This is a genomic window from Delftia acidovorans SPH-1 (assembly GCF_000018665.1).
GTDB lineage: Bacteria > Pseudomonadota > Gammaproteobacteria > Burkholderiales > Burkholderiaceae_C > Comamonas > Comamonas acidovorans.
The window spans coordinates 5,854,416-5,879,134 of sequence record NC_010002.1 but is presented as its reverse complement, the minus strand read 5'-3'; the positions used below and the strand labels follow the sequence as shown (position 1 = coordinate 5,879,134).

Annotated in this window: 22 protein-coding genes; 17 read left to right on the top strand and 5 right to left on the bottom strand. The window is 68.8% G+C overall.

Translation table 11 applies throughout. The features are described from left to right. Nucleotides 1-66: 66 nt before the first annotated feature. From DACI_RS26825 to pbpC, 8 genes are all read left to right on the top strand, one after another. Nucleotides 67-1,134 (top strand): ABC transporter ATP-binding protein, encoded by a 1,068-nt coding sequence (locus DACI_RS26825; protein WP_012207105.1) that lies wholly within the window; start codon nt 67-69, stop codon nt 1,132-1,134. Nucleotides 1,135-1,225: 91 nt separating this feature from the next. Next, a complete protein-coding gene (locus DACI_RS26820) occupies nt 1,226-2,521 on the top strand; it encodes an ABC transporter substrate-binding protein (RefSeq protein WP_012207104.1) in 1,296 nt (431 codons plus the stop codon). Between the two features lie 21 nt (nt 2,522-2,542). Then, complete coding sequence (locus tag DACI_RS26815; RefSeq protein WP_012207103.1) at nt 2,543-3,439, top strand: carbohydrate ABC transporter permease; 897 nt, start codon at nt 2,543-2,545, stop codon at nt 3,437-3,439. Next, nucleotides 3,436-4,284, top strand: coding sequence for a carbohydrate ABC transporter permease (locus DACI_RS26810; protein ID WP_012207102.1), 849 nt, complete (start codon nt 3,436-3,438; stop codon nt 4,282-4,284). The genes DACI_RS26815 and DACI_RS26810 overlap by 4 nt, the downstream gene beginning before the upstream one ends. A 48-nt stretch (nt 4,285-4,332) precedes the next feature. Next, nucleotides 4,333-4,722: a VOC family protein gene (locus tag DACI_RS26805; protein ID WP_012207101.1), complete on the top strand. Its 390-nt coding sequence runs from the start codon at nt 4,333-4,335 to the stop codon at nt 4,720-4,722. Continuing rightward, nucleotides 4,719-5,588: an endonuclease/exonuclease/phosphatase family protein gene (locus tag DACI_RS26800; RefSeq protein WP_012207100.1), complete on the top strand. Its 870-nt coding sequence runs from the start codon at nt 4,719-4,721 to the stop codon at nt 5,586-5,588. Before DACI_RS26805 ends, DACI_RS26800 begins: the two co-directional genes overlap by 4 nt. A gap of 94 nt (nt 5,589-5,682) precedes the next feature. Further along, entirely contained in the window at nt 5,683-6,243 is a 561-nt protein-coding gene (locus DACI_RS26795; protein ID WP_012207099.1) for an HdeD family acid-resistance protein, read from the top strand. A gap of 33 nt (nt 6,244-6,276) precedes the next feature. Continuing rightward, the gene (gene pbpC, locus DACI_RS26790) at nt 6,277-8,601 is read left to right on the top strand and encodes a penicillin-binding protein 1C (RefSeq protein ID WP_012207098.1); all 2,325 of its coding nucleotides are present in this window, start codon (nt 6,277-6,279) and stop codon (nt 8,599-8,601) included. A 17-nt stretch (nt 8,602-8,618) separates the two neighbouring features. Here pbpC and DACI_RS26785 read toward each other — a convergent pair whose 3' ends face one another. Beyond that, nucleotides 8,619-9,302 carry a TetR/AcrR family transcriptional regulator gene (locus tag DACI_RS26785; protein ID WP_012207097.1) on the bottom strand — a complete coding sequence of 228 codons (684 nt, stop codon included), beginning with the start codon at nt 9,300-9,302 and terminating at the stop codon, nt 8,619-8,621. A 128-nt stretch (nt 9,303-9,430) separates the two neighbouring features. On the opposite strand from DACI_RS26785, the gene DACI_RS26780 reads away from it, so the two are divergent. Together DACI_RS26780 and DACI_RS26775 are read left to right on the top strand one after the other, a co-directional pair. Then, a complete protein-coding gene (locus tag DACI_RS26780) occupies nt 9,431-10,375 on the top strand; it encodes a tripartite tricarboxylate transporter substrate binding protein (RefSeq protein ID WP_012207096.1) in 945 nt (314 codons plus the stop codon). Between the two features lie 25 nt (nt 10,376-10,400). Continuing rightward, entirely contained in the window at nt 10,401-10,952 is a 552-nt protein-coding gene (locus tag DACI_RS26775) for a cupin domain-containing protein (protein WP_012207095.1), read from the top strand. A gap of 1 nt (nt 10,953) precedes the next feature. Here DACI_RS26775 and DACI_RS26770 read toward each other — a convergent pair whose 3' ends face one another. Together DACI_RS26770 and DACI_RS26765 are read right to left on the bottom strand one after the other, a co-directional pair. Then, on the bottom strand, nt 10,954-11,967 hold the full coding sequence (locus tag DACI_RS26770; protein WP_012207094.1) for a bifunctional helix-turn-helix transcriptional regulator/GNAT family N-acetyltransferase: 1,014 nt from the start codon (nt 11,965-11,967) through the stop codon (nt 10,954-10,956). Between the two features lie 155 nt (nt 11,968-12,122). Beyond that, nucleotides 12,123-13,781 (bottom strand): L-lactate permease, encoded by a 1,659-nt coding sequence (locus DACI_RS26765; RefSeq protein WP_012207093.1) that lies wholly within the window; start codon nt 13,779-13,781, stop codon nt 12,123-12,125. A gap of 219 nt (nt 13,782-14,000) precedes the next feature. Between DACI_RS26765 and DACI_RS26760 the strand changes: the two genes are divergently transcribed. After that, nucleotides 14,001-15,176 carry an alpha-hydroxy acid oxidase gene (locus tag DACI_RS26760; protein WP_012207092.1) on the top strand — a complete coding sequence of 392 codons (1,176 nt, stop codon included), beginning with the start codon at nt 14,001-14,003 and terminating at the stop codon, nt 15,174-15,176. 63 nt (nt 15,177-15,239) lie between these two features. Here the strand turns inward: DACI_RS26760 and DACI_RS26755 are convergent, their stop codons facing one another. Further along, nucleotides 15,240-16,940 carry a 2-isopropylmalate synthase gene (locus DACI_RS26755; RefSeq protein WP_012207091.1) on the bottom strand — a complete coding sequence of 567 codons (1,701 nt, stop codon included), beginning with the start codon at nt 16,938-16,940 and terminating at the stop codon, nt 15,240-15,242. A gap of 296 nt (nt 16,941-17,236) precedes the next feature. Between DACI_RS26755 and DACI_RS26750 the strand changes: the two genes are divergently transcribed. After that, a complete protein-coding gene (locus tag DACI_RS26750) occupies nt 17,237-18,106 on the top strand; it encodes an AraC family transcriptional regulator (RefSeq protein ID WP_043783679.1) in 870 nt (289 codons plus the stop codon). 15 nt (nt 18,107-18,121) lie between these two features. Here the strand turns inward: DACI_RS26750 and DACI_RS26745 are convergent, their stop codons facing one another. Further along, nucleotides 18,122-18,670: a DUF3455 domain-containing protein gene (locus tag DACI_RS26745; RefSeq protein WP_043782731.1), complete on the bottom strand. Its 549-nt coding sequence runs from the start codon at nt 18,668-18,670 to the stop codon at nt 18,122-18,124. A gap of 312 nt (nt 18,671-18,982) precedes the next feature. Between DACI_RS26745 and DACI_RS26740 the strand changes: the two genes are divergently transcribed. The 5 genes from DACI_RS26740 to DACI_RS26720 all read left to right on the top strand — a co-directional run bounded on the left by DACI_RS26740 (nt 18,983) and on the right by DACI_RS26720 (nt 24,710). Continuing rightward, nucleotides 18,983-19,567 carry an RNA polymerase sigma factor gene (locus tag DACI_RS26740; protein WP_012207088.1) on the top strand — a complete coding sequence of 195 codons (585 nt, stop codon included), beginning with the start codon at nt 18,983-18,985 and terminating at the stop codon, nt 19,565-19,567. A gap of 37 nt (nt 19,568-19,604) precedes the next feature. Next, the gene (locus DACI_RS26735) at nt 19,605-20,432 is read left to right on the top strand and encodes an anti-sigma factor (RefSeq protein ID WP_012207087.1); all 828 of its coding nucleotides are present in this window, start codon (nt 19,605-19,607) and stop codon (nt 20,430-20,432) included. 232 nt (nt 20,433-20,664) lie between these two features. Next, a complete protein-coding gene (locus DACI_RS26730) occupies nt 20,665-21,603 on the top strand; it encodes a DMT family transporter (protein WP_043782726.1) in 939 nt (312 codons plus the stop codon). A 42-nt stretch (nt 21,604-21,645) separates the two neighbouring features. After that, complete coding sequence (gene dinB / locus DACI_RS26725) at nt 21,646-22,959, top strand: DNA polymerase IV (protein WP_012207085.1); 1,314 nt, start codon at nt 21,646-21,648, stop codon at nt 22,957-22,959. 191 nt (nt 22,960-23,150) lie between these two features. Beyond that, entirely contained in the window at nt 23,151-24,710 is a 1,560-nt protein-coding gene (locus DACI_RS26720; RefSeq protein ID WP_012207084.1) for a methyl-accepting chemotaxis protein, read from the top strand. Nucleotides 24,711-24,719 lie beyond the last annotated feature (9 nt).

Sequence of the window (24,719 nt, the reverse complement as noted above, 5' to 3'; positions counted from 1 at the left end):
GCTGCATGGGGCGCCAGTCCGGTGGCGCGACACGGGCCTGTCACACAGCCTTCCTAGACTGGCGTGATGTCCTTGATCGAGATGGAAGGTGTCGCCAAGTCCTGGGGCGGCACCACGGCACTGCAGGCACTGGATCTGCGCATTGAACCCGGATCCTTTTGCGTGCTGCTCGGTCCCTCGGGCTGCGGCAAGTCCACCACGCTGCGCATCATCGCGGGCCTGGAAAGCGCCACCTCGGGCCGCGTGCGCATCGATGGGCAGGACGTCACCCACCTGCCGCCCGCACGGCGCGGCATTGCCATGGTGTTCCAGAACTACGCGCTGTTCCCGCACCTGACGGTGGCGCAGAACATCGGCTTCGGCCTGTCCGTGCGCAAGGTCCCGGCGGCCGAGGCGCGCCGGCGCATCGACGAGGCCGCCGCGCTGCTGGGCCTGGACGCGCTGCTGGCGCGCCGGCCCGGCCAGTTGTCGGGCGGCCAGCAACAGCGCGTGGCCTTGGGCCGCGCCCTGGTGGCCCGCGCCCGGGTCTGCCTGATGGATGAGCCGCTGTCCAACCTCGACGCCCAGCTGCGCCAGGAAATGCGCACCGAGCTGCGCGAGCTGCAGCGGCGGCTGGGCCTGACCGTGGTCTATGTCACGCACGACCAGGCCGAGGCCATGGGCATGGCCGACCAGGTGGTGCTGCTCAGCCAGGGGCGCGTGGAGCAGTGCGCCGCGCCCCAGGAGATCTACAGCCAGCCCGCCACCACCTTTGCCGCGCGCTTCATCGGCACGCCGGCCATGAACATCGCACGCCTCGACGGCCTGCACATCGCGGGCAGCCATGCCAGCGCCGCGCCCGCCGGCCTGCAGCAGCCGGGACAGGCGCGCTGGCTGGGCGTCAGGCCCGAGGACATGCGCCTGTCGCTCCATGGCGATGTCGGCAGCGGCCCCGTGGTGGCTGCCGACATCGAAAGCCTCGAATACCTGGGCGCCGACCTGGTGCTGCGCTGCCGCGTGGGCAGCGAACAACTGATGGTGCGCACCGCAGGCAGCCAGCTCGGCGGCCTGCAGCCGGGCCAGCTCGTGGGCCTGCGCTGGGCGCGCGAGGCCACGCATTTCTTTGACGAAAAGGGGCGGCGCTGCACGGCCTGATGCCGAGGCACCGGCCCCCAATTCCTTCGCCAATCCACCGTTTCAGCCGTTCCGGCTTTCGCACCCGAAGCACCTTCCAGGAGAGTCCGCCATGCAACGCCATGCCTTCCTCAAAACCCTTGCAGCCGCTGCCGCCGTGGCCGCCACGGGCCTGCTGAACACCGCCAGCGCGCAGACGCCGCTGGAGGTGCCGTTCTACTACCCCGTGGCCGTGGGCGGCCCCATCACCAAGGTGATCGACGGCTATGCGGCCGAGTTCAACAAGGCCCATCCGCAGTACCGGATCACGCCCGTCTACGCGGGCACCTACCAGGAGACCATCGTCAAGGCGCTGACGGCCCACAAGTCGGGCAAGCCGCCGGCCAGCTCGGTGCTGCTGTCCACCGACATGTTCACGCTGATCGACGAGGACGCCATCGCCCCCATCGACGACTTCGTGAAGACCGATGCCGACCGGGCCTGGCTCAAGGGCTTCTACCCGGCCTTCATGGCCAACAGCCAGGCGGGCGGCAAGACCTGGGGCGTGCCCTTCCAGCGTTCCACCGTGGTCATGTACTACAACAAGGAAGCCTTCAAGGAAGCCGGCCTGGACCCGAACAAGGCGCCGCAGAACTGGAAGGAACTCAAGGAAGCCGCCCACAGGCTGACGAAGAAGGACGCCAGCGGCAAGGTCGTGCAGTACGGCATACAGATCCCGTCCACGGGCTTTGCCTACTGGATGCTGCAGACCCTGACCACGCCCAATGACGTGCTGCTGGCCAACGAGGCCGGCACCCAGGTCACGCTGGACAGCCCCCGGGTAGTGGAGGCGCTGGACTTCTGGGTGGGCCTGGTCAAGGAAGGCGTGCACCCGGCCGGCGTGGTGGAGTGGGGCACGACGCCCAAGGACTTCATGGAAAAGAAGGCCGCCATCATCGTCACCACCACGGGCAACCTGACCAATATCCGCGCCAATGCCAAATTCGACTTCGGCGTGGGCCAGATCGCAGGCAACGTGCGCAAGGGCTCGCCCACGGGCGGCGGCAATTTCTACCTGTTCAAGAAGGCGCCCCGGGAGCAGCAGGAGGCGGCCTTCCAGTTCATGAAGTGGGTCACCCAGCCCCCGCTGGCCGCGCAGTGGAGCATGGACAGCGGCTACGTCGCCGTCTCGCCCGCCGCCTATGACACGCCCGCGCTCAAGAAGTACGGCCAGGACTTCCCGCAGGCCCTGGTGGCGCGCGACCAGCTGCCCGTGTCGGTGGCCGAGTTCTCCACGCATGAGAACCAGCGCGTGACCAAGGTGCTCAACGACGCCGTGCAGGCCGCCCTCAACGGCAGCAAGACCTCGGCCCAGGCCCTGCAGGATGCGCAAAAGGAAGCAGACCGCATCCTGCGCCGCTACAAGTGATGGCGCAGTGCCGCTGACCGCATGAGCTCCGCTCCCGCCTCCCTTGTCCGTGGCCGCCAGGCCGTCCATGCCTGGCTGATGCTGCTGCCGGCGCTGGTGCTGCTGGTGGCCTTCACGCACTGGCCGGCCGTGGCCACGCTGATCGACAGCCTGCATGCCACGCCGCGCGGCGGCCAGCCGGGGTCGTGGGTGGGGCTGGAGAACTACGCCGTGATGGTGGATGACCCGGTGTTCTGGCAGGCCGTGCGCAACAACCTGTGGTTTGCGGCGGCCACGATTCCGCTGTCCATGGCGCTGGCGCTGGCCATGGCGCTGTGGGTCAACGAGAGGCTGGCCGGCCGCGCCTTCGTTCGCATGGCGTATTTCACGCCCACGGTGCTGCCCATGATTGCCGTGGCCAACATCTGGCTGTTCTTCTACACGCCGCAGTACGGGCTGCTGGAGCAGCTGCGCGGCGCACTGGGCCTTCCCGCGCACAACTGGCTGGGCGACCCGTCCACGGCGCTGGCCTGCGTGACCGTGGTGGCGGTGTGGAAGGAGGCGGGCTTTTTCATGATCTTCTACCTGGCCGCGCTGCAGACGCTCAACCCCAGCCTCAGGGAAGCTGCGGCCATCGAGGGCGCCTCGCGCTGGTACTTCCTGCGCCGCGTGCAGTGGCCGCTGCTGATGCCGACCACGCTGTTCGTGCTGGTCAACGCGGTGATCAATGCCTTCCGCCTGGTGGACCATCTCTTCATCCTCACGCGCGGCGGGCCGGACAACGCCTCCACGCTGCTGCTCTATCACCTGTACGAAGTGGGCTTCAAGTTCTGGGACACGGGCTATGCGGCCGCCATCACCGTGGTGCTGGTCGCCGTGCTGGCGGCCGTGGCGCTGCTGCAGTTCTTCGTGCTCGACAAGAAGGTGCACTACCAATGAGCGCTGCACCCATCGCCCCGCGCCATGCGCCCCCCGCGCTGTACGGCGCCACCTGGCTGGACACGCTGGCCGCCTGGCTGCTGGCCCTGCTGTGGATACTGCCGCTGGCCTATGCGTTCTGGACGGCCTTCCATCCGCCCGAATACTCGGCACGCTTCGACCTGGCAGCGCCCTGGACGCTGGAGAACTTCCGCCGTGCCTGGCAGGCCGCGCCCTTTGCGCGCTATTTCCTGAACACGGCCGTGCTGGTGGTCATGATTTTGGCGGCCCAGCTGGTGCTGGGCACGCTGGCCGCCTATGCCTTTGCGCGCTACCGCTTTCGCGGCCAGGGCCTGGCCTTTGCCCTGGTGCTGGTGCAGCTGATGATCATGCCGGACATCCTGCTGGTGGCGAACTACCAGACCCTGTCGCGCCTGGGCGCCGTCGATACGCTGCTGGGCATCGGCCTGCCGTACTTCGCATCGGCCTTTGCCATCTTTTTGCTGCGCCAGACCTTCCTGGGCATTCCCCGGGAACTAGACGAGGCCGCGCGGGTGGAGGGTGCCAGCACCCTGCAGATCCTGTGGCGCGTCTACGTGCCGCTGGCGCGGCCCGTGTACCTGGCGTTCGCGCTGGTGTCGGTGAGCTTTCACTGGAACAACTTCCTGTGGCCGCTGATCATCACCAACAGCGTGCAGGCGCGCCCGCTCACGGTGGGGCTGCAGGTGTTCTCCAGCGTGGAGTCGGGCGTGGAATGGGCCACCATCACGGCCGCCACGCTGATGAGCTCGGGCCCGCTGCTGGTGGCCTTCGTGCTGTTCCAGCGCCAGTTCGTGCAGAGCTTCATGCGTGCGGGGATCAAGTGAGGGCGGTGCTAAAGTTCCTTGTCCCAGCCTTTCACCCCGAGGTCCACCATGTCCGGTCCCGCATCCGCAGGTCTGTTCATCTACGCCAAGCAGCCTGACCGGCTGGCGCTGTTCTACATGGAGGTGCTGGCCATGCGCATGCTGCACCACACCAGCGAGCTCATGGTGCTGCAGTCGCCGGACCTGCAACTGGTGCTGCACGCCATTCCCGAGGCGATTGCGCGGCACATCACCATCACCGAGCCACCCCAGCCGCGCGAGAACGTGGCCCTCAAATTCTTTGCCACCGTGACCAGCTTCGCGGCCGTTCGTCCCCTGGTCATCGCCCATGGCGGCCAGCTGTGGGAGCAGTCCTGGCAGGGTCCTGGCTTTCGCGTCTGCAACGCCATGGACCCCGAAGGCAACCTGTTCCAGCTGCGCGAGCCGCTGCCCGCATGATGCAGATCCTCACCTGGAACACCCAATGGTGCCTGGGCCTGGACGGCCGCATGGACCCGGAGCGCATCGTGGCGCATGCGCTGTCCATGGCCGATATCGACGTGCTGTGCCTGCAGGAAATCGCCGTCCACTATCCGGGCCTGCAAGGCGCGCCCGGCGACCAGGTGGAGCAGGTGCGCGCGGCCCTGCCCGAAGGCTGGAAGGTCTTCTTCGGCGCGGCCGTGGACGAATTCACGGCCGTGGGCCGGCAGCGCTTTGGCAACCTGGTGGCCACGCGCCTGCCGGTGCTGCAACTGGCCCACCACCGCCTGCCGTATCCGCACGACGGCGGCGTGCGCAGCATGCCGCGCTGCTGCACGGCGGCCACGGTGATGGATGCCGCGCTGGGCCCCGTGCGGGTGATGAGCACCCACCTCGAATATTTCTCGCGCCGCCAGCGCATGGCCCAGGCGCTGGCGCTGCGTTCCCTGCAGATCGAGGCGCTGGGCCAGGCCGAGGCGCCGCCCCAGCCTGCCAGCGACGGCTCGCCCCAGCAGACCAAGCCGCACACGCCGCATGCCGTGCTCTGCGGCGACTTCAACTTCGAGCCGCACGAGGACGAATACGCCGGCCTGTCCCGGCCCTGGGCGGCCGGAGAGGAAGGCGCCCTGACCGCCGGCCAGTGGCACAACAGCTGGAGCGTGCTGCACCCGGACCAGCCCCAGCCGCCCACCTTCAGATTGTTCGACCGCCAGTGGGGCCCCGAGCCCGGCGCCTGCGATTTCGCCTGGGTCAGCGACAGCCTGCGCGGCCATGTGCGTGGCTGGGCCGTGGACAGTGACACAAGGCTCTCGGACCACCAGCCCGTGCTGCTGCAGCTGGCTTGATCCAGGTCAGGGTCCGCCGCCAAGCCGGTCTTGGCCTACAGACAGGGTGGCGGGCCTGCTCCAAGGTCATGGGGACTGTTTTGAAGGAGCATCCATGAGCCCCAATCCGCTGTCCACGATTCTTCACCGCACCTGGTGGGTGCTGCTGCTGCGCGGCCTGGTCGCCATCGCCTTCGGCGTGCTGACCTGGGCGCAGCCGGCGGTATCGCTGGCGGCGCTGGTGCTGACCTTCGGTGCCTTCACCTTTGTGGATGGCCTGCTGGGCGTGTATTCGGCCATCCAGGGGCGCGACCAGATGCGCCATTGGTGGGTGCTGCTGCTGTGGGGCCTGGCCGGCGTGGTGGTGGGCGTGCTCACCGTGGTCGCGCCCGGCGTCACGGCGCTGGTGATGACGCTGTACATCGGCGCCTGGGCCCTGGTCACGGGCCTGCTGCAGATCGTGGCCGCCGTGCGGCTGCGCAAGGAGATCACGGGCGAGTGGCTGCTGATCCTGGGCGGCGTGCTGTCCGTGCTGTTCGGCGCCTTCGTGCTGGCCCAGCCGGGCGCGGGCATGATGGCCATGCTCTGGGTGCTGGCCACGTATGCGGTGGTCTTCGGCGTGCTCATGGTGCTGCTGTCCTTCAAGCTCAAGAAGGGCATACGCCATTCTTCCTGAGCCGCTGGTGCAAAGGCGGACAATGCCGGCTCCATGATCGAATCCCGGCGACCTTCTCCCTTCATGCGTCTTCCCCGCGCGGCCCTGGCGGCCGCGCTGCTGTTCGCGGCGGCCGGTGCCGCCCAGGCGCTGCCCAGCTTTTCCGAGGTCCGCGAAGGCCACCGCTCCTCCGAGACCGAACTGCTCTCGCGCGAGGGCGAGGTGCTGCAGCGCCAGCGCACCGACGCCAGCGTGCGCCGTGGCGACTGGGTGGCCCTGGCCGACATCTCGCCCGCGCTGCGCACGGCCCTGGTGCTCAGCGAGGACAAGCGCTTCTACGAGCACAGCGGCGTGGACTGGGCCGCCGTGTCCTCCGCCGCCTGGGGCAACCTCTGGAACCAGCGCACGCGCGGCGCCAGCACCATCACCATGCAGTTGGCGGGGCTGCTCGACGGTGACTGGCGCCAGGGCCCGGGCGGGCGCAGCGTGGTGCAGAAACTGGGCCAGACCGTCTCGGCCCAGGTGCTGGACCGGCGCTGGCGCAAGGACCAGATCCTGGAGGCCTACCTGAACCTGGTGCCCTTCCGTGGCGAGATCGTGGGCATCGATGCGCTGTCGCGCACCCTGTTCGGCAAGGCCGCGCACGGGCTGGACGCGCGCGAGGCCGCCATTGCCGCCGCCCTGGTGCGCGCGCCCAACGCCTCGCCCGAGCGCGTGGGTCGGCGCGCCTGCGGCGTGCTGCAGTCGCTGGCGCCCGAGGACGCGGCGGCGCGCGACTGCACGGCCATGGAACTGCTCACCGCCAGCGTGCTGCTGCGCCGGCAATGGGCGGCCAGCGAAGGCCAGGCCCCGCATCTGGCGCGCCGCCTGCTGGCCGAGCCGCAGTCCAAAGGCCAGGCCCGCGTGCGATCCACGCTGAGCGCGCCCGTGCAGCGCTTTGCCGTGCAAAGCCTGCAGCAGCAACTGCGCGAGCTGCAGGGCCGCAACGTGGAGGACGGCGCCATCGTCGTGCTGGACAACGCCACGGGCGAGGTGCTGGCCTGGGTGGGCTCGTCGGGCGAATTGAGCCAGGCGGCCGAGGTGGACGGCGTCACGGCCATGCGCCAGCCCGGCTCCACGCTCAAGCCCTTTCTCTATGCCCAGGCCATTGCAGAGCGGCGGCTGACGGCGGCCTCGCTGATCGAGGATTCATCGGCCCACATTCCCACGCAGAACGGGCTCTACATCCCGCAGAACTACGACCGGCGCTTCAAGGGCTGGGTTTCGGCGCGCACGGCGCTGGCGTCGTCGCTCAACGTGCCGGCCGTGCGCACCTTGGTCATGGTCACGCCCGATGCCTTCTTCTCGCAACTGCAGCGCCTGGGCCTGCCGCTGCGCGAAAGCGGCGGCTACCACGGCTTCAGCCTGGCGCTGGGCAGCGCCGAGGTGCCGCTGCTGCAACTGACCAATGCCTACCGCGCCCTGGCCAACGGCGGGCAACTGACGCCCGTGCGCTGGGCGGCGCAGCCCACGGGCGCGGGGTCCGCAGCGCAAAAGCCGGCTGCGCCCGTGCAGGCCATCGACGCACGCGCGGCCTTCATCGTGGGCGACATCCTGTCCGATCCCATGGCGCGCGCGCCCACTTTCGGCACGGACAGCGTGCTGGCCACGCGCTTCTGGTCGGCCGTCAAGACCGGCACCAGCAAGGACATGCGCGACAACTGGGCCGTGGGCTGGTCGCAGCGCTACACCGTGGGCGTGTGGGTGGGCAATGCGCGCGGCGAGGCCATGCACTCGGTCAGCGGCACCAGCGGCGCGGCACCCGTCTGGGCCGCCGTGATGGGCTTCCTGCATGCCCGCACACCCAGCCGCGCGCCCAAGGCGCCGGCGGGCGTGCTGCAGCAGGCGGTGCGCTTCGGCCCCGATGCCTCGGGCCTGCCGCTGGAGAGCGCGCGCAGCGAGTGGTTCGTGGCGGGCACGCAGCAGAGCCTGTTCGCCATGGCAGGCAGCGGCCTGCCTGCCGCGTCTGCATCGACACGCGGGACTTCGGCGGCCTCGCCCGTGCGCATTGCGCGCCCGGCCAACGGCACCATCCTCGCGCTGGACCCCGACATTCCGCCGGACCGCCAGCGCGTGCAGCTGTCGGCCCGGCCCTCGGGCACGGCCGCCACGCAGGAATGGCAGGACGCCAGCCTGCGCTGGCGCATGGTCAGCGCCGCCCCGCCCGGCGCGGCCGAGCCGCCGCCCAAGGAGATCGGCCGGGGCGCTGCCACCGCCTGGATGCCCTGGCCCGGCCGCCACCGGCTGGAACTGGTCGATGCCAAGGGGCAGGTGCTGGACAGCGTGCAGGTGGAGGTGCGCGGCGCCGGCGTGGTGGCTTCGCGCGCGGGCGGGCGCTGATCAGGCGCCGGTCGTGATCACTGCGCCGCGCGGGGGGCCGCCGCACGGATGCCCGCCGCACGGAAGCCCGCCGCAGTGAAGGCCACCAGCTCGTCGATCACATGCTCCACGGGGTCGGCGCGGTGGCCGCCGCCCAGCATGCGGCTGACTCGGCCGTTGTCGGAGCGGATGTACATCATGGCGCCGTACATGCATTCCAGGCGCCACTGGAAATCGTGCTGCGACAGCTGCGGCAGAGCCTGGCGCAGCAGGGCCGCAAAGCGTTTGGCAGCCTCGTCGTAGGCGGCAAACACCACCTCCCTGACTGCCTGGTCGGGATCGACCGAGCACAGGGCCGTGACGCGGTTGAAGTCGGCCTCGCCCTCGCTGTGGGCGGCGCGCAGCGCAGGGGCGATGAAGGCCCGAAGAATGTCCTCCACGGCGGGCTGCGGCGACTGCTGCTCCAGCCTTTGCAGCAGTGCATGGCGCTGTCCGTTGACGGCCATCACGCGCTGCTCGAACAAGGCCTTTAGCAGGCCCAGCTTGTTGCGGAAGTGGTAGTGGATGGCGCCCGTGTCCACCTCGGCCAGCGCCATGACGGCGCGCAGCGACGTGCCCGCGTAGCCATGCCGCGCAAACAGCTGCTCGGCGGCTTGCAGAAGGCGTTCGCGGGCCTGGGTGCGGGGTTCCTCGGCCGCGGTGTCATCGGTGCTGGACGTCATGGCTGCGGATCATAGACAGCGCCAGGCCCTTGCCGCACCAAACCATGGCATGGTGGTGACATGGATTGATTCAGTCGACTGACTGAATTAACATGCGCAGCCATCACACAACGACAAGGAGACACAGCATGACCACCCGCAAGTGGCTCGGCGCCCTGATGGCGCTGGGCTGCACCCTGGCCACCGCGCAGGAGCCGTTCCCGTCGCGGCCGCTGACCCTCATCAACCCCTGGGCGGCGGGCAGCTCCACCGACGTGATGGCGCGTACGTTGGCCGAGGAATTCCGCAAGCAGCTGGGCCAGAGCGTGGTCGTGGTCTCGCGCGACGGGGGCTCGGGCGTGATCGGCATGAATGTGCTGGCCCAGGCGCCGGCCGACGGGCTGACGCTGGCCTTCACGCCCATGACCCCCATCACCGTGCAGCCCCACTACGTCAAGGGCCTGAAGCTGGGGCCAGACAGCGTGCAGCCGCTGTGCGGCGTGACGGAGAACATCCTGGGCGTCAGCGTGCGCGCAGACAGCCCTTTCAAGACGATAGGCGAGCTGGTGGCGGCGGCGAAGAAAGGCTCGCTGAGCTACGGATCGCCGGGACCGAACTCGGCGCCCTTTCTGGCCATGGACCAGCTGGAGCGCGACCAGGGCCTCAAGCTCGTGCATGTGCCCTACAAGGGCGATGCCGGCTCGATACAGGAATTGCTGGCCGGGCGGCTGGACTTCGTCAGCAGCATCGCGGCCTCGGCTGCGCCCCAGATACGCGCGGGCAAGCTGCGCCTGCTGGCCGTGGCCTCGGAGCGCCGCCACCCGGCCTTCCCCGAGGTGCCCACCTTCAAGGAACTGGGCATGGCGGTGCAGGAGGAATCGTTTGCGGGCCTGTTCGTGCCGCGTGGCGTGCCCGAGGCGGTGCTGGGCCGGCTGGACGCCGCCTGCGCCGCCGCAGCTCGGTCCGATGCCGTCAGGCAGGTGGCCCAGCGCGGCGACCAGGTGGTCTTCCACCAGGACCGCCGCCAGTGGGACCGGCGCATCCACGACGAATTCCGCAAACAGGGCGCAGCGGCCGAACGCCATGCGCAGTGACCTCCTTTCCGCCATCTCTTCATCCATGACCGATTCCAGCCTGCCCCCCATCCGCCGCGTGATCACGGCCAACGACGCACAGGGCCGCTCCTTCATCGCCGAGGACGGCGCCTCGCCCGCCGTGCGCCTGGTCGAGGAACGCCCCGGCTACCGCATCACCAACCTGTGGCGCACCGATGCCTCACCCGCGCAGATCAATGCGCCCGACACCATTGCCATCCACCAGGGCGTGGCACCGCCGCCCTATGGCACGGTGCTGCGCATCCTGGACATTCCGCCCGAACCTGCCGATCCGCAGGAGCTGGCGCGCGCCCTGCATGCCACCTTTACACGCATGTACGGCGACGCCCACCGCAACGTGCAGCCCGGCGAGCATCCGGGCATGCACCGCACGGATACCGTGGACTACGCGCTGATGCTGGAGGGCGAGCTGGTCGCCATCCTGGACCGCCAGGAAACCGTGCTGCGCGCCGGTGACGTGCTCATACAGCGCGGCACCAACCATGCCTGGGCCAACCGCTCGGGCCGGCCTGCGCGCATTGCCTTCGTGCTGGTGGCGGGCGAGCAGGGCTCCTGACTCAGGGTGCCTGGCCTGCCCATGCCGCCACGGCAGGGCGGGGCCGCACGAAGCGCTGCTCGATCACTGGCTCGCCCCATTGCTGGCCTGGCCATTCCTCGGCCAGGGTGAAGCCTGACGATTCGTAGAGCCGGCGTGCTGCATCCAGGCCCCGGAAGGTCCACAGCTGGGTGGCCTCGAAGGCCTGCTGGTCGCAGAACGCCAGGGCCTGCTGAAGCAGCTGGCGCCCCGTGCCGGCGCCGCGCAGGCCGTCTTCCAGGATGAACCAGCGCAGATGCGCCTGGCGGCCTTCGGGGTGCTTGCCCAGGTCCTCTCCATCGATGGCCACGGAGCCCACGATGCGGTCGCCGTCCAGCGCCGTCCACAGCTGGTTGCAGGGCTTGTCCAGCCGGCCTGCGAACTCGGCCAGGCCGCTGGCCACGCGGCTTTCGAAGAAGACGCCAAAGCCTGCGTGGCGCGCATAAAAGCGCGCATGCATGTCCACGATGCGGCCCAGGCAGCCGGGCCGGTATCCGGGCAGGACCTGTATCTGCGCGGGCACGGGTACGGGCTGGGGCTGGGGCAGGGGCTCCTCCTGCCGGTGCGCCTGCAGCGCCCGGGCGTACAGTGCCAGCCCTTGGGCGACGGCCTGCTGCTGCGGCGCCTGCATGCGGTCCAGCGCCGCCGTCACCTGCTGGCGCCCGAAGGCCTCGATGGCGGCCAGCGTGCGCCGGCCCTTGGCGGTCAGGGCCAACTGCTTGACGCGGCCATCCTCGCCATCGGCGGCCTCCTTCAGCTCGCCCGCCTCCACCAGCTTGCGCACCATGCGGCTGACGCTGGATTTCTCCAGGCCCAGCGCCTGGGCCAGCTGCGAGGCCGCCATGCGCCCCTGTGTGCCGATCTCCAGGATGGCATGCACGGCCGAGGGCGGATAGTCGGTGGCCGCCAGCGTGGCCTGCATGAAGCCCAGCTCGCGCACCATCTGGCGCGAGGCGGCGCGGATGCCATCCACCAGGGAAAGATCGTGCTGCGGCATGGGTGCTCCTTGGGGCCGTGCAGGGTTTGAATATGGTTGCATGGTACAACCATAAATGCCGCTGCGCATCTGTTGATGCAGCGATGCATGCCCCAGGCGTAAAAAAGCCGCCCGGCGCATGCGGGCGGCTGGGGCCTGGCGCAGATGCGCAAGGCTCAATTGACCATCAGGCGGAACGGCCAGACATAGGCCTGCAGCGTCACGAAGATGCCCATCAGGCAGGCCAGGGCGACGGAGTGGAAGAACACGTAGCGCAGGATGTCGCCCTCATGGTTGAACCAGCGCGTGGCCGTGGAGGCGACGACGATGGACTGCGCATCGATCATCTTGCCCATCACGCCGCCCGAGCTGTTGGCCGCGCCCATGAGGTTGGGAGACAGGCCCAGCTGCTCGGCCGCCACCTTCTGCATGCCGCCGAACAGCACGTTCGATGCCGTGTCCGAACCCGTCAGCGCCACGCCCAGCCAGCCCATCAGGGTGCCGAAGAAGGGGTAGAACACGCCCGTGTTGGCGAAGGCCAGGCCCAGCGTGGTGTCCGTGCCCGAGTAGCGCGTCAGCGTGCCCAGGGCCAGCATCAGCACGATGGTGATGAGCGAATAGCGCACCAGCCAGATGGTGCGCACGAACTGGCTGACCAACTGCACGGGGTTGTACTTCATGACCAGGCCGCCCACGATGGCCGACAGCAGGATGCCCGTGCCCGTGGCCGACAGCAGGTTCAGCGTGTAGATGGCGCCTTCCTTGGTGGGCTGGCGCACGACGGGCGGCACCTTCTCGATCAGGTTGTGCAGGCCTTCCATGGGAAAGGCCGGGGCGAACAGGCCGTTGAGCGCGGCCTTGACCGAGGGCAGGCCCCAGATGAAGACGAAGACCGTGAGGATGGCCCAGGGCGTCCAGGCGCGGATCACGTCGGCGCGCGGGTGCTGGGTCACGGCGCGGGGCGCCAGGGCCTCGCCGCCGCTGTTCTCATGGCCCTTGAGCGAGGTCGAGCGCCAGATGGTCCTGGGCTGCCATATGCGCAGGAAGCCCACGGTGCAGACCATGGAGACGATGGCCGCGATGATGTCCACCAGCTCGGGGCCGATGAAGTTGGACACCAGGTACTGCGGAATGGCGAAGGACACGCCGGTCACCAAAATGATGGGCCAGATCTCCATCATGGCCTTGCGCCCGGCAAAGGCCCAGATCAGCCAGAACGGCACCAGCACCGAGAAGAACGGCAGCTGGCGGCCGACCATGGCCGTGACCTCCATCAGGTCGTATCCATGGACCTTGGCCAGCGTGATCACCGGCGTGCCCAGCGCGCCGAAGGCCACGGGCGCGGTATTGGCGATCAGCGACAGGCCCGAGGCGGCCAGCGGCGAAAAGCCCAGGCCGATGAGGATGGCCGCCGTCACGGCCACGGGCGTGCCGAAGCCGGCCGCGCCCTCGAAGAAGGCGCCGAAGGCGAAGGCGATCAGCAGCAGCTGGATGCGCCTGTCCTCGGTGATGCCGGCAATGGAGTCCTGCAGGATCTTGAAGCTGCCGTTCTTCTCGGTCAGCTGGTGCAGGAAGATGATGTTCAGGACGATCCAGCCGATGGGCAGCAGCCCCGTGAAGCCGCCGAACAGCGCCGCGCGCCCGGCCATGCCTGCCGGCATGTTGTAGACGAAGACCGCGATCACCAGCGCCGCAATCAGCCCGGCGCCGGCCGCCAGGTGGGCCTTCATGTGCAAAAAGCCCAATCCCACCAGCATGACCACGACCGGGATGGCCGCGAGCAGTGTGGACAGCCACATGTTGGAAAGAGGGTCGTAGACCTGCTGCCAAACCATAGGAGCGTCTCCTGAAGAGTTTTTAGGATGTTGTGCGGGGCGGATCGTCGCTCTCATGGCTGGTTGGCACACTAGCGTTAGCCCTCGGTTGGGCTGCGAGAGAGAAAATTTCAATCGGCGCACAAATCACTTCAAACCCGAACGGGTGACTGGAACGCGCCCTGCGCACTACCATGCTCGGCAGTCCCGCGGCATGCGGGTTCCAGAAAGCCAGAAAACGTGTCCACCGACCTTTCCAAAATCACCTGCATCGAAGACCTGCGCGTCGTGGCCCAGCGCCGCGTGCCGCGCATGTTCTATGACTACGCCGACTCGGGCTCCTACACCCAGGGCACCTACCGCGCCAACGAGGACGACTTCCAGAAGATCAAGCTGCGCCAGCGCGTGGCCGTGAACATGGAGGGGCGCAGCACGCGCACCACCATGATCGGCCAGCAGGTGGCCATGCCCGTGGCCATTGCGCCCACGGGCCTGACCGGCATGCAGCACGCCGACGGCGAGATCCTGGGCGCGCGCGCGGCCCAGGCCTTCGGCATTCCGTTCACGCTGTCCACCATGAGCATCTGCTCCATCGAGGACATTGCCGATCACACGGCCCGCCATCCGTTCTGGTTCCAGCTCTATGTGATGCGCGACCGCCGGTTCATGGAGCGCCTGATCGAGCGCGCCCGTGCCGCCAACTGCTCGGCCCTGGTGCTGACGCTGGACCTGCAGATCCTGGGCCAGCGCCACAAGGACATCAAGAACGGCCTGTCCACGCCCCCGAAGCCCACGCTGCGCAACCTGGCCAACCTGGCGACCAAGCCGCACTGGTGCCTGGGCATGCTGGGCACCAAGCGCCGCACCTTCGGCAACATCGTCGGCCATGTGGATGGCGTGGCCGACATGAGTTCGCTGTCGTCGTGGACCGCCAGCCAGTTCGACCCCAGCCTGAACTGGGGCGATGTGGAGCGCATCAAGAAGCTCTGGGGCGGCAAGCTCATCCTCAAGGGCATCATGGACGCCGAGGACGCGCGACTGGCGGCCGACAGCGGCGCCGATGCGCTCATCGTCAGCAACCACGGCGGCCGCCAGCTCGACGGCGCACCCTCGTCCATCGAGGCGCTGCCCGGCATTGCCGAGGCGGCGGGCAAGGACATCGAGGTCTGGATGGACGGCGGTATCCGCAGCGGCCAGGACGTGCTCAAGGCGCGCGCCCTGGGCGCCCAGGGCACCATGATCGGCCGCAGCTTCCTCTATGGCCTGGGCGCCTACGGCCAGGACGGCGTGACGCGTGCACTGCAGATCATCCAGAAGGAGCTGGAGACCACGATGGCCTTCTGCGGCCATACGCAGATCGATACCGTGGACCGCAGCATCCTGCTGCCCGGAACCTATCCGGGCGCCGTGCGCTGAACCGGCAGAAGCTGCACGAGAAAAGGACCGCCTCGGCGGTCCTTTTTCCTTTCAGGCTGCGCCTCAGGCTTGGGCAGGTACGCGCCGGCTTTCCGGCTGCGCCGCCACCAGCCGGCCCGCCGCATGCAGCACGGCCAGGATGGACGCGGTCACGATGTTGGCATGGCGCCCCGCACCGAAGCGCGTGCCCGCCACGCCGGGCAGGGCGGCCTCGACGATGGCCAGCGCCATGGCCCCGGCGCCCTGGCCCAGGCTGCGCTCCTCGTAGTGGTCAATGCGCAGCGCCACGCCCAGGTGCTGGCCGAGGGCGGCGGCCACGGCATCGATGGGGCCGCTGCCTTCGCCATACAGCTGCAGTCGAAGGCCGTCTGGCCGCACCACTTCCAGCGCAATGCCCTGGCCCTGGGCGCTGTCGAACAGGTGGTGGCTGCGGTAGTGCCAGGGAAGCTGCAGGGGTGCGAGGTAGGTGGCTTCGAACAGCTTCCACAGGTCGTCGCTGGCCAGCTCGGCCTCGCAGGCATCCGCCTGTTTTTGCACCACGGCGCTGAACTCCACCTGCATGCGGCGCGGCATGGTCACGCCATGGTCGCGCTGCAGCAAAAAGGCAATGCCGCCCTTGCCCGACTGGCTGTTGACGCGAACGATGCTGTCGTAGGTGCGGCCCAGGTCCTGCGGGTCGATGGGCAGGTAGGGAACGCGCCAGGGCGCATCGGGCCGCTGAACCGCAAAGCCCTTGGCGATGGCGTCCTGGTGCGAGCCCGAGAACGCCGTGAACACCAGGTCGCCCACATAGGGGTGGCGCGGGTGGATGGGCAGGGCCGTGCATTCCTCCGCAATGCGCGCCACGGCGGCGATGTCCGAGAAGTCCAGTCCCGGCGCGATGCCCTGCGTGTAGAGGTTCAGCGCCAGCGTCACCACATCGAGGTTGCCGCTGCGCTCGCCATTGCCGAACAGGCAGCCTTCCACGCGCTGGGCTCCCGCCAGCAGCGCCTGCTCGGCGCAGGCCACGCCCGTGCCCCGGTCGTTGTGCGGGTGCACGGACAGCACAATGTGCTCGCGCCGTTCCAGGCGGCGGTGCATCCACTCGATCTGGTCGGCGAAGACATTGGCCGTGCTCACTTCCACCGTGGTCGGCAGGTTGATGATCATGGGCCGCGCGGGGCCTGCATCCCAGGCGCGGATGGCCGCGTTGCACACGGCCAGCGACACGTCGAGCTCGGCCATGCAGAAGGTCTCGGGCGAGTACTGCAGAACCCATTCGGTCTCGGGGTGGGCATCGGTCAGTTCGCGCAGCAGGGCGATGTGGTGCTCCACCATGGCGATGATCTCGGGCACCTGCATGCCGAAGACGATCTCGCGCCAGGCCGGGGCAATGGCGTTGTAGAAGTGCACGATGGCGCGCCGCGCTCCGGCCACGCTGTCCACCGTGGCGCGGATCAGGTCCTCGCGCAGCTGGGTGATGACCATGGGCGTCACGTCGCCGGGGATCAGCCCGTTGTCGATCAGGTGGCGCACGATGCCGTAGTCGGTCTGCGAGGCCGAGGGAAAGCCCACCTCGATCTCCTTGAAGCCTATGCGCACCAGTTCATGGAACAGGCGCAGCTTGCGCTCGCGGTTCATGGGCTCGAACAGGGCCTGGTTGCCATCGCGCAGGTCGGTGGACAGCCACACGGGCGCCTGGCTCAACTGGCGTGAGGGCCATTGGCGCTCGGGCAGGTCGACGGAAGGGAAGGTAAGGTATCGGGACGCGGGATTCTTCAGCATGCGGGCCTCGCAGGAAACGCTGGGGTTTGCAGCCACCGGATCGGCCGGCGGCCCCGCTCTCCTGGCTTCCCGGTGTGGGGAAGCTGCGCCAGGCCGGGATCAGGGAGAGTCGGTGCGAAATGCGGCGCCTGCGCAGGCGCCCGGACCCCGGCCATGGGCCAGGGATAGTAGGGAGGGCGAGGGCAGGCGGTGCATGGTGCGATGGCGGTGAATCACAGGGAACGGGTGCCAGTTTGCGGGCAGGGTGCTTGTCTGTCTTTATAGAATTTCTCATTTTCTATATGGATCTGGACAATATGCGCACGACCCATGCCCCGGCTTCGGCAGCCGCCGTTCCCTGCAGCCATGCCGGGCTGCCCGAGCTGCAGGCCGCCGCACCGCTGCCGGTCACGGGCGTGGCCGCCGACTATCCGGCGGGGCTGGAGGTGGAGGAACACTCCCACGAATGCTGCCAGCTGCTCTACGCCGTGCAGGGGGTGCTGGAGGTGCGTGCAGGCAGCGGGCGCTGGGTGGTGCCGCCCACGCGCGGCGTCTGGCTGCGCTCGGGCGTGCCCCACGGCCTGCGCATGCGCGGCGCGGTACAGGTGCGCAGCCTGTTCGTCGATGCGCAGGCCGCTGCAGACCTGCCGGGTACGGACTGCGTGATCGAGGTCTCTCCCCTGCTGCGCGAGCTCATCAGCGAGGTGGCGCGCTGGCCTGCATCGGCACCGCCGGGGCGGCGTGAATCCATGGTGGTCGAGCTATTGCTGCAGGAGCTGCGCCAGCCGCCCGTGGTGCCGTTTCACCTGCCCTGGCCGCAGGATGCGCGCATGGCCGCTGTCTGCCATGCGCTGGCCGAAGGAGAGGGGGCGGATGGCTTTGCCACCGCAGCCGCCGCAGCCGACATAGGGGCCGCAACTGCCACAGCCGCCGACTGGGCCGCACGGCTGGCCATGGGCGAGAAGACCTTCCATCGCCACTTTCTGCAGGCCACGGGAATGAGTTTTGGCCGCTGGCGTCAGCGCGCACGGCTGCTGTCATCCATGCAGGCGCTGCTGGCCGGACGGCCCATCGTGCAGGTGGCGCTGGAGGCCGGCTATGAAAGCCACAGCGCCTATTCGCTGGCCTTCAGGCGCCAGTTCGGCATGCCGCCCTCGGCCTTCGGGGCCAGGGGCGACAGGCCGTAGGAGGGCCGGGCCGCGTCAGGCCGCCTTCCAGATGATGTAGTCGGCCTGGTACTGCACGACCTGCTTCTGGCCCAGCGTGGAACTGTTGCAGGCCATGGCAGGGGCCACGCCGCCGCGCGTGGCCACGCGCTGGATATAGGTCACGCCCTGCATGGCGCCCATGCCGGTGGCGGGCTCGGCCTTGACCAGTTGCATGGGGATGTTGCCCGCGCCGGACGGCGCCACGGCGACCTGGGTGGCCGTGACCTTGGAGCCGTCCTGGTGCGCCCAGGTGGCGGGCGGGCCGAAGTAGCGGCCGATGACGCGGCCCTGGCGGTCGGTCAAACGCGCATCGGGGCCGACAAAGGCCCATTCCTGCTCCATCGCCTGGTCCTTCTTGGCGCGGCATTCATAGGTGATCTGGCCTATGCCCACGGTCTCCATGGCAACCTTGTGGCCTGCGGGCACCTGCACGGCGGCCGGCAGGTCGGACTGGGAATAGCTCTTGCCCATGTCCATGGAGGAGCAGGCGCCAAGGGTCAGTGCGGCCATGGTGGCCAGGCCGAGGGGGAGGATGTAGCTCATGAAGGTCTCCAGGTCGATGGGTTGAGGGATGTCGCCTTGAACCGCTGTCCGGGGCGCGACACAGGGAATACGCAGCAAGGCAGCGGCTGGATTCACCTGAATGGAAAAAAAATTTATCCGCATCCGGTTCGCAATGCGCTGCGTATTGCTCACGGAGAGCCGGTGCAAGCCGGGAGACCCCCGCCAGACCTTCTGCAACCCCCGGCTGAGCACCGATATGCCCCTTGAATCCGATCGAAAGACAGAACAAGCCCCCGGGCGGCCACGCAACAGTGCGGGCCACGGGGCCGCCCGCTCGACCACAATGCGTGCATGGGCACCACACCAACCGACCAAGAGCTGATGGACCTTCTGGACCGCATCGCAGCGCAGGACGAGCCCGCGCTCCGCAGCCTGTACGAGGCCACCTCGTCCCGGCTGTACGGGCTGGCGTTGCGCATCCTGCGGCACAAGGACTGGGCCGAAGACGTGCTGCAGGACAGCTACCTGCACATCTGGCGCAGCGCCTCGGGCTACCGGGGCACGCTCAGCCCGCCGCTGGCCTGGATGGGCCTGGTGGTGCGCAGCCGGGCCCTGGACTTTCTGCGCCGGCGCCGCGCCGAACGCCTGCACCTGAACGAAGAGTTCGACGAGGCGCAACTGGCGGCCCATGGCGGCGGGGACGATGAAAGCCAGGGCCCGCTGCAACTGGCCGAGGCCAGCGAACAGGCCGTGGCGCTGTACCAGTGCCTGGAGCGGCTGGAAGGCCGCCAGCGCGAGGTGGTCAGCCTGGCCTATCTGCGCGACCTCAGCCATGGCGAGCTGGCGGGCCAGCTGCAACTGCCGCTGGGCACGGTCAAGACCTGGATACGGCGTGGCCTGGAGCAGCTGCGCCGCTGCCTGTCACGCCATGCGTGAAGCAGTTGACATGCTCTGAGCGGCCAAAGGATTTGCCATGAATATTTCCCGACACCCCGAACTGCTGGACCGGCTGGCCGCCGCTTACGCCCTGGGCACGCTGCGGGGCGCGGCACGCCGCCGCTTCGAGCAACTGGCCCGTGACCAGGCCCCGGTGCGCGCCGCCGCCCTGCTGTGGCAGGGCCGCTGGTCGGCCCTGTCCGAAATGCAGGCGCCCGTGCGCCCTGACGATGCGGTCTGGGTCCGTATCGACAACCTGCTGCAGGCCGAAAAGGCCCGCGCCGCCCAGGCGCACCGGCGGCGCGCCGACGATGCGCCTGGCATGGCCCGGCGCACGGAAGCCGCCGTGGGCCGCGCCCTGGCCTGGTGGCGCGGCGCCGCCGTGCTGGGCGCCTGCGCCACCGTGGCGGCCGTGGCCGTGGGGCTGTGGTCGCACCAGGACCTGCGCCAAAGTGGCGAGCGCCAGCTGGCCGTGCTGAACAACCAGTTGCAGGCCACCCAGGCTGCGCTGCAGGCCGCGCCCCAGATCCAGTACGTGGCCGTGCTGGCCGACGACAAGGCCGATGCCTCCATGCTCGTGACCTTCGACCCCGGCAAGAACACCCTGGTGCTGCAGCGCGTGGGCGACTTCCATGAGGCCTCCGACAAATCACTGCAGCTGTGGGCCCTGCCGCCCCAGGGCGGCCCGCAATCGCTGGGCGTGCTGGGACGCGACAAGCTGGTCAAGCTGACCGCCGCGGCCGCCGAGGTCCAGGGCGTGCCTGCCCTGGCCATCAGCCTGGAGCCCAAGGGCGGCGTGCCCAGCCAGACCGGGCCCACGGGACCGGTGCTGTTCAAGGGCGCTCTGATCCGGCGCGACCTGTAGCGCGCCGCGCAGGCCCGCTCGCCATTGGCGACGGCCGTGCTGCTGCACAACGCAGCCTGCTTGCCCTGGCCAGAGCAGGGCGCGCGTGCAGCGCTGGCTGGCCGGCCTCTGTTTCGCTGCCGGGCGCGGCAGCCTTCTCCAAGCGCGTGCGCCTGGTGCCCGACCGGCGGCTATGCTGGCCGGCACTCAGTCGCCCGCGCCTTGCCGGCGGTGCCTTCCCTTTTTTGCCGACATGCTTTCTTCCCTCCAAGACCTGACCTGGCTGTGGGTGCCCGTGGTGCTGTTCGCCGCAGCCGCCCAGACCGTGCGCAACACGGCGCAGCGCTCGCTGACCGCCGAGCTCGGCACCCTGCCGGCCACCCTGGTGCGCTTTCTGTACGGCCTGCCGTTTGCCGGCATCTACCTGCTGGCGCTGTACCTGGGAGGCGATGGCGCCTGGTCGCTGCCCCGGTTCTCATGGGCCTACCTCGGCTGGATCGCGCTGGGGGCCTTCTTCCAGGTCGCGGCCACGGCGGCGCTGCTGCTGGCCATGAAGGAGCGCAACTTCGCCGTGGCCGTCACCCTGTCCAAGACCGAGGTGCTGCAGGTGGCCCTGTTCGCCGGCATCTTCCTGCATGAGTTGCCCACCGCAGTGGCGCTGGCGGCCATGGCGCTGGCCACCTTCGGCGTGCTCATCCTGTCGCTGCCGCCGCGCGGCCAGATGCTGTCGCTGTCGGCCTGGGCCAGCCGCTCGGCGCTCTACGGCCTGGCCTGCGGTGCCTGCTTTGCCATTGCCACCGTGGGCTACCGGGGCGGCGCCGTGGAACTGGCGCGACTGGGCGAGATATCTCCCTGGCTGTCAGGCGCCTGGGGCGTGCTGATCGCCCAGCTCATGCAAACCCTGGGCCTGGGCGCCTGGATTGCGCGCACCCACGCGCAGGGCCTGCGCCCCATCTTCCGAGCCTGGCGCGTCTCGCTGCTGGCCGGCGGCATGGGCGCGGCCGCCTCGCTGGCCTGGTTCACCGCCTACGCCATGCAGGGCGCGGCACCCGTGCGCACGCTGGGCATGGTCGAGGTGGTGTTCAGCTACATCGTCTCGCGCCGCGTGCTCAGCGAAAGCCTGAGCCGCCATGAAATGATCGGCATGGCTCTGATGGTGCTGGGACTGGTGCTGATCTGCCTGCAGGGATGAATGGTCCAGGGCCTGTGTGAACAAGCCCTGTGGGCTGTATGAATGCACAGTTGCCGCAATAATGGCGGCGTGCCTGAAACGACACCCACGACACCCGCAAGCCCTGCCGATGCTGCGCCCCCGCGCCGCATCGCCCACCTGGACATGGACGCCTTCTATGCCTCGGTGGAACTGCTGCGCTATCCGCAGCTCAAGGGGCTGCCCGTGGTCATCGGCGGCGGACGCCGCGCGCACGACGAGGCGCTGGACGCGCGCTACGCCGGGCGGCTGCACGAGATTCCGGTGGACGAGTTCTCGCGCCTCAAGGACTACGTGGGCCGGGGCGTGATCACCACGGCCACTTACCCGGCGCGCCAGTTCGGCGTGGGCTCGGCCATGGGCATGATGAAGGCTGCGCGCCTGTGTCCCCAGGCCATCCTGCTGCCCGTGGACTTTGCCGAGGTGCGGCGCTTCTCGCGCATGTTCAAGGAAATCATCGTCTCCATCGCCCCGCTGATGGAGGACCGCGGCGTGGACGAGGTCTACATCGACTTCACCGACGTGCCCGGCGGCCAGCGCGAGGGCGGGCGCGTGCTGGCCCGGCTGATCCAGAAAACCATCACCGACGCCACGGGCCTGACCTGCTCCATCGGCGTGGCGCCCAACAAGCTGCTGGCCAAGATGGCCAGCGAATTCAACAAGCCCAACGGCATCTCCATCGTCCAGCCCGACGATCTGCAGGCCGTGATCTGGCCGCTGGCCTGCCGCAAGATCAACGGCATAGGCCCCAAGGCCGACGCCAAGCTGCAATCGCTGGGCATACAGACCATTGGCGAGCTGGCCAAGCAAAGCCTGCCCCAGCTCGTGCAGTGGTTCGGCCGCGCCTACGGCAACTGGCTGCATGGCGTGTCCTGGGGGCGCGACGAGCGGCCCGTGGTCACGCACAGCGAGCCCGTCTCCATGAGCCGCGAAACCACCTTCGAGCGCGACCTGCACGCCGTGCGCGACCGGGCCGAACTGAGCGCCATCTTCACCGACCTGTGCGAACGCCTGGCCCAGGACCTGCAGCGCAAGGGCTACATGGGCCGCACCGTCGGCATCAAGCTGCGCTACGACGACTTCAAGACCGCCACGCGCGACCACACGCTGGAGCTGCCCATGGCCGATGCCGCCACCCTGCGCCGCGCCGCAGGCCAATGCCTCAAGCGCGTGCCCCTGGCCAAGCGGCTGCGCCTGCTGGGCGTGCGCGTGGGCAACCTCGTTCGCACGGCCGATTGGGAGGCCACCGCCCACGACCCGCTGGCGCGCGAGCAACTGCTCAGGGGACCGGCCCAACCCGCGCCGGACAGCGATCCCTTTACACCTCAACTGTTCTGAATCATCACCACAAATCTGGCGCACACGCTGTAAAACCATGCACCAGTTCCGAGCATGGGACTGCGGTTGCCGTGCTGTGAGATGATTTGGAAATGTGAATTTGTGTTTCCGTTTGATGGATTCCGGTGGCTTCTGAGCGTTTTGCCATGCCATTTCACAAGAACAAGAGACATCCCAAAGGAGTGGTACCCATGCGCGTGAATTTGCCCGTCAGCCAGCTCAACTACGACTTTCCGGGCGATGAGCTGCTGGTATCCGTCACCAACACCAAGGGCGAGATCACCCATTGCAACCCGGCCTTCGTGCGGGTCAGCGGCTATTCCTACGAGGAACTGATCGAGCAGCCGCACAACCTGATCCGCCACCCGGACATGCCGGCCGCCGCCTTCAAGGACATGTGGCGCACCATCGCCCACGGCTACCCGTGGACTGCCCTGGTCAAGAACCGGCGCAAGAACGGCGACCACTACTGGGTGCGCGCCAACGTCACGCCCATCATGGAAGGCGGCCGTCCGCGCGGCTACCTTTCGGTGCGCACCAAGCCCCGGCCGGACGAGATCGAAGCCGCCGAAGCCCTCTATGCCCGCATGCGCGCCGAAGCCGATGCCGGCCAGGAAACCCTGCGACTGCGCGGCGGCGAACTGCGCCGCCTGGGCCTGGCAGGCCTGTGGGACCGCCGCAGCGACCTGGGCCTGACAGCCCGCATGGCGCTGATGCTGGGCGGCGTGGGCCTGGCCGCCATGCTGCCCGACCTGCTGGGCTGGCAGGGCGCCGCAGCTTGGGGCACGCGCCTGGCCGCCTTGCTGGCGGGGGGCAGCTTTGTGCTGTGGCGCTTCCAGCAGCGCTGCGTGGCGGGCCTGGAACAGGCCAGCGGCTTTGCCGCCGACATTGCCAGCTGCCAGTTGGGCACCAACATGCAGCACGACTACAGCGGCCCCATGGGCGCCCTGATGCAGCGGCTGCAGCAAATCCAGATCAACCTGCGCGCCGTGGTCGGCGACGTGCGCACCGAAATGCGCGGCTTTGCCACCACCGCCCACGAGATCGCCCAGGGCAGCTTCGACCTCGCGCAGCGCACAGAATCCCAGGCCACCAGCCTTCAGCAGACGGCGGCCTCGATGGAAGAGATATCAGGCACCGTGGCGCAGACCGCCGACACGGCCCAGCTCATGGCCCATGAAAGCGACCAGAGCCGCCAGGTTGCCGGCAAGAGCGGCGCCGCCATCCAGGAAGTGGGCGCTGCCATGGAGCACATCCGTGGCTCCTCGCGCCGCATGGGCGAGATCATCGGCGTCATCGAAAGCATTGCCTTCCAGACCAACCTGCTGGCCCTGAATGCCGCCGTAGAAGCCGCACGCGCAGGTGAGCAGGGCCGCGGCTTTGCCGTCGTGGCCGGCGAAGTGCGCGCCCTGGCCCAGCGCAGCGCCTCGGCCGCCAAGGAAATCAGCGGCCTCATCAACCGCACCGTGGACGGCATCAACGACGGCAACGCCCGCATGGACGCCGCAGGCCGCACCATCGACGGCATGGTCGACGCCGTGGGCCGCGTCAGCGACCTGGTCCACCAGATCAGCATCGCCACGCGTGAACAATCCGTAGGCATCGCCCAGGTCAACGACGCCGTGGCCCAGCTGGACTCCGTCACCCAGCAAAACGCCGCCCTGGTCGAACAATCGGCCGGCGCAGCCGGTTCACTGCGCGCCAGCGCCCAGTCGCTGGAGCGGTCGCTGGAGGTGTTTACGTTGCGGTGAGGGGAAGGG

What these genes read in the sequence shown, in the direction of transcription:
- DACI_RS26825 (WP_012207105.1), top strand. Translation starts at nt 67, where the DNA reads ATGTCCTTGATCGAGATGGAAGGTGTCGCCAAGTCCTGGGGCGGCACC.
- DACI_RS26820 (WP_012207104.1), top strand. Translation starts at nt 1,226, where the DNA reads ATGCAACGCCATGCCTTCCTCAAAACCCTTGCAGCCGCTGCCGCCGTG.
- DACI_RS26815 (WP_012207103.1), top strand. Translation starts at nt 2,543, where the DNA reads ATGAGCTCCGCTCCCGCCTCCCTTGTCCGTGGCCGCCAGGCCGTCCAT.
- DACI_RS26810 (WP_012207102.1), top strand. Translation starts at nt 3,436, where the DNA reads ATGAGCGCTGCACCCATCGCCCCGCGCCATGCGCCCCCCGCGCTGTAC.
- DACI_RS26805 (WP_012207101.1), top strand. Translation starts at nt 4,333, where the DNA reads ATGTCCGGTCCCGCATCCGCAGGTCTGTTCATCTACGCCAAGCAGCCT.
- DACI_RS26800 (WP_012207100.1), top strand. Translation starts at nt 4,719, where the DNA reads ATGATGCAGATCCTCACCTGGAACACCCAATGGTGCCTGGGCCTGGAC.
- DACI_RS26795 (WP_012207099.1), top strand. Translation starts at nt 5,683, where the DNA reads ATGAGCCCCAATCCGCTGTCCACGATTCTTCACCGCACCTGGTGGGTG.
- pbpC (WP_012207098.1), top strand. Translation starts at nt 6,277, where the DNA reads ATGATCGAATCCCGGCGACCTTCTCCCTTCATGCGTCTTCCCCGCGCG.
- DACI_RS26785 (WP_012207097.1), bottom strand. Translation starts at nt 9,302, where the DNA reads ATGACGTCCAGCACCGATGACACCGCGGCCGAGGAACCCCGCACCCAG.
- DACI_RS26780 (WP_012207096.1), top strand. Translation starts at nt 9,431, where the DNA reads ATGACCACCCGCAAGTGGCTCGGCGCCCTGATGGCGCTGGGCTGCACC.
- DACI_RS26775 (WP_012207095.1), top strand. Translation starts at nt 10,401, where the DNA reads ATGACCGATTCCAGCCTGCCCCCCATCCGCCGCGTGATCACGGCCAAC.
- DACI_RS26770 (WP_012207094.1), bottom strand. Translation starts at nt 11,967, where the DNA reads ATGCCGCAGCACGATCTTTCCCTGGTGGATGGCATCCGCGCCGCCTCG.
- DACI_RS26765 (WP_012207093.1), bottom strand. Translation starts at nt 13,781, where the DNA reads ATGGTTTGGCAGCAGGTCTACGACCCTCTTTCCAACATGTGGCTGTCC.
- DACI_RS26755 (WP_012207091.1), bottom strand. Translation starts at nt 16,940, where the DNA reads ATGCTGAAGAATCCCGCGTCCCGATACCTTACCTTCCCTTCCGTCGAC.
- DACI_RS26750 (WP_043783679.1), top strand. Translation starts at nt 17,237, where the DNA reads ATGCGCACGACCCATGCCCCGGCTTCGGCAGCCGCCGTTCCCTGCAGC.
- DACI_RS26745 (WP_043782731.1), bottom strand. Translation starts at nt 18,670, where the DNA reads ATGAGCTACATCCTCCCCCTCGGCCTGGCCACCATGGCCGCACTGACC.
- DACI_RS26740 (WP_012207088.1), top strand. Translation starts at nt 18,983, where the DNA reads ATGGGCACCACACCAACCGACCAAGAGCTGATGGACCTTCTGGACCGC.
- DACI_RS26735 (WP_012207087.1), top strand. Translation starts at nt 19,605, where the DNA reads ATGAATATTTCCCGACACCCCGAACTGCTGGACCGGCTGGCCGCCGCT.
- DACI_RS26730 (WP_043782726.1), top strand. Translation starts at nt 20,665, where the DNA reads ATGCTTTCTTCCCTCCAAGACCTGACCTGGCTGTGGGTGCCCGTGGTG.
- dinB (WP_012207085.1), top strand. Translation starts at nt 21,646, where the DNA reads ATGCACAGTTGCCGCAATAATGGCGGCGTGCCTGAAACGACACCCACG.
- DACI_RS26720 (WP_012207084.1), top strand. Translation starts at nt 23,151, where the DNA reads ATGCGCGTGAATTTGCCCGTCAGCCAGCTCAACTACGACTTTCCGGGC.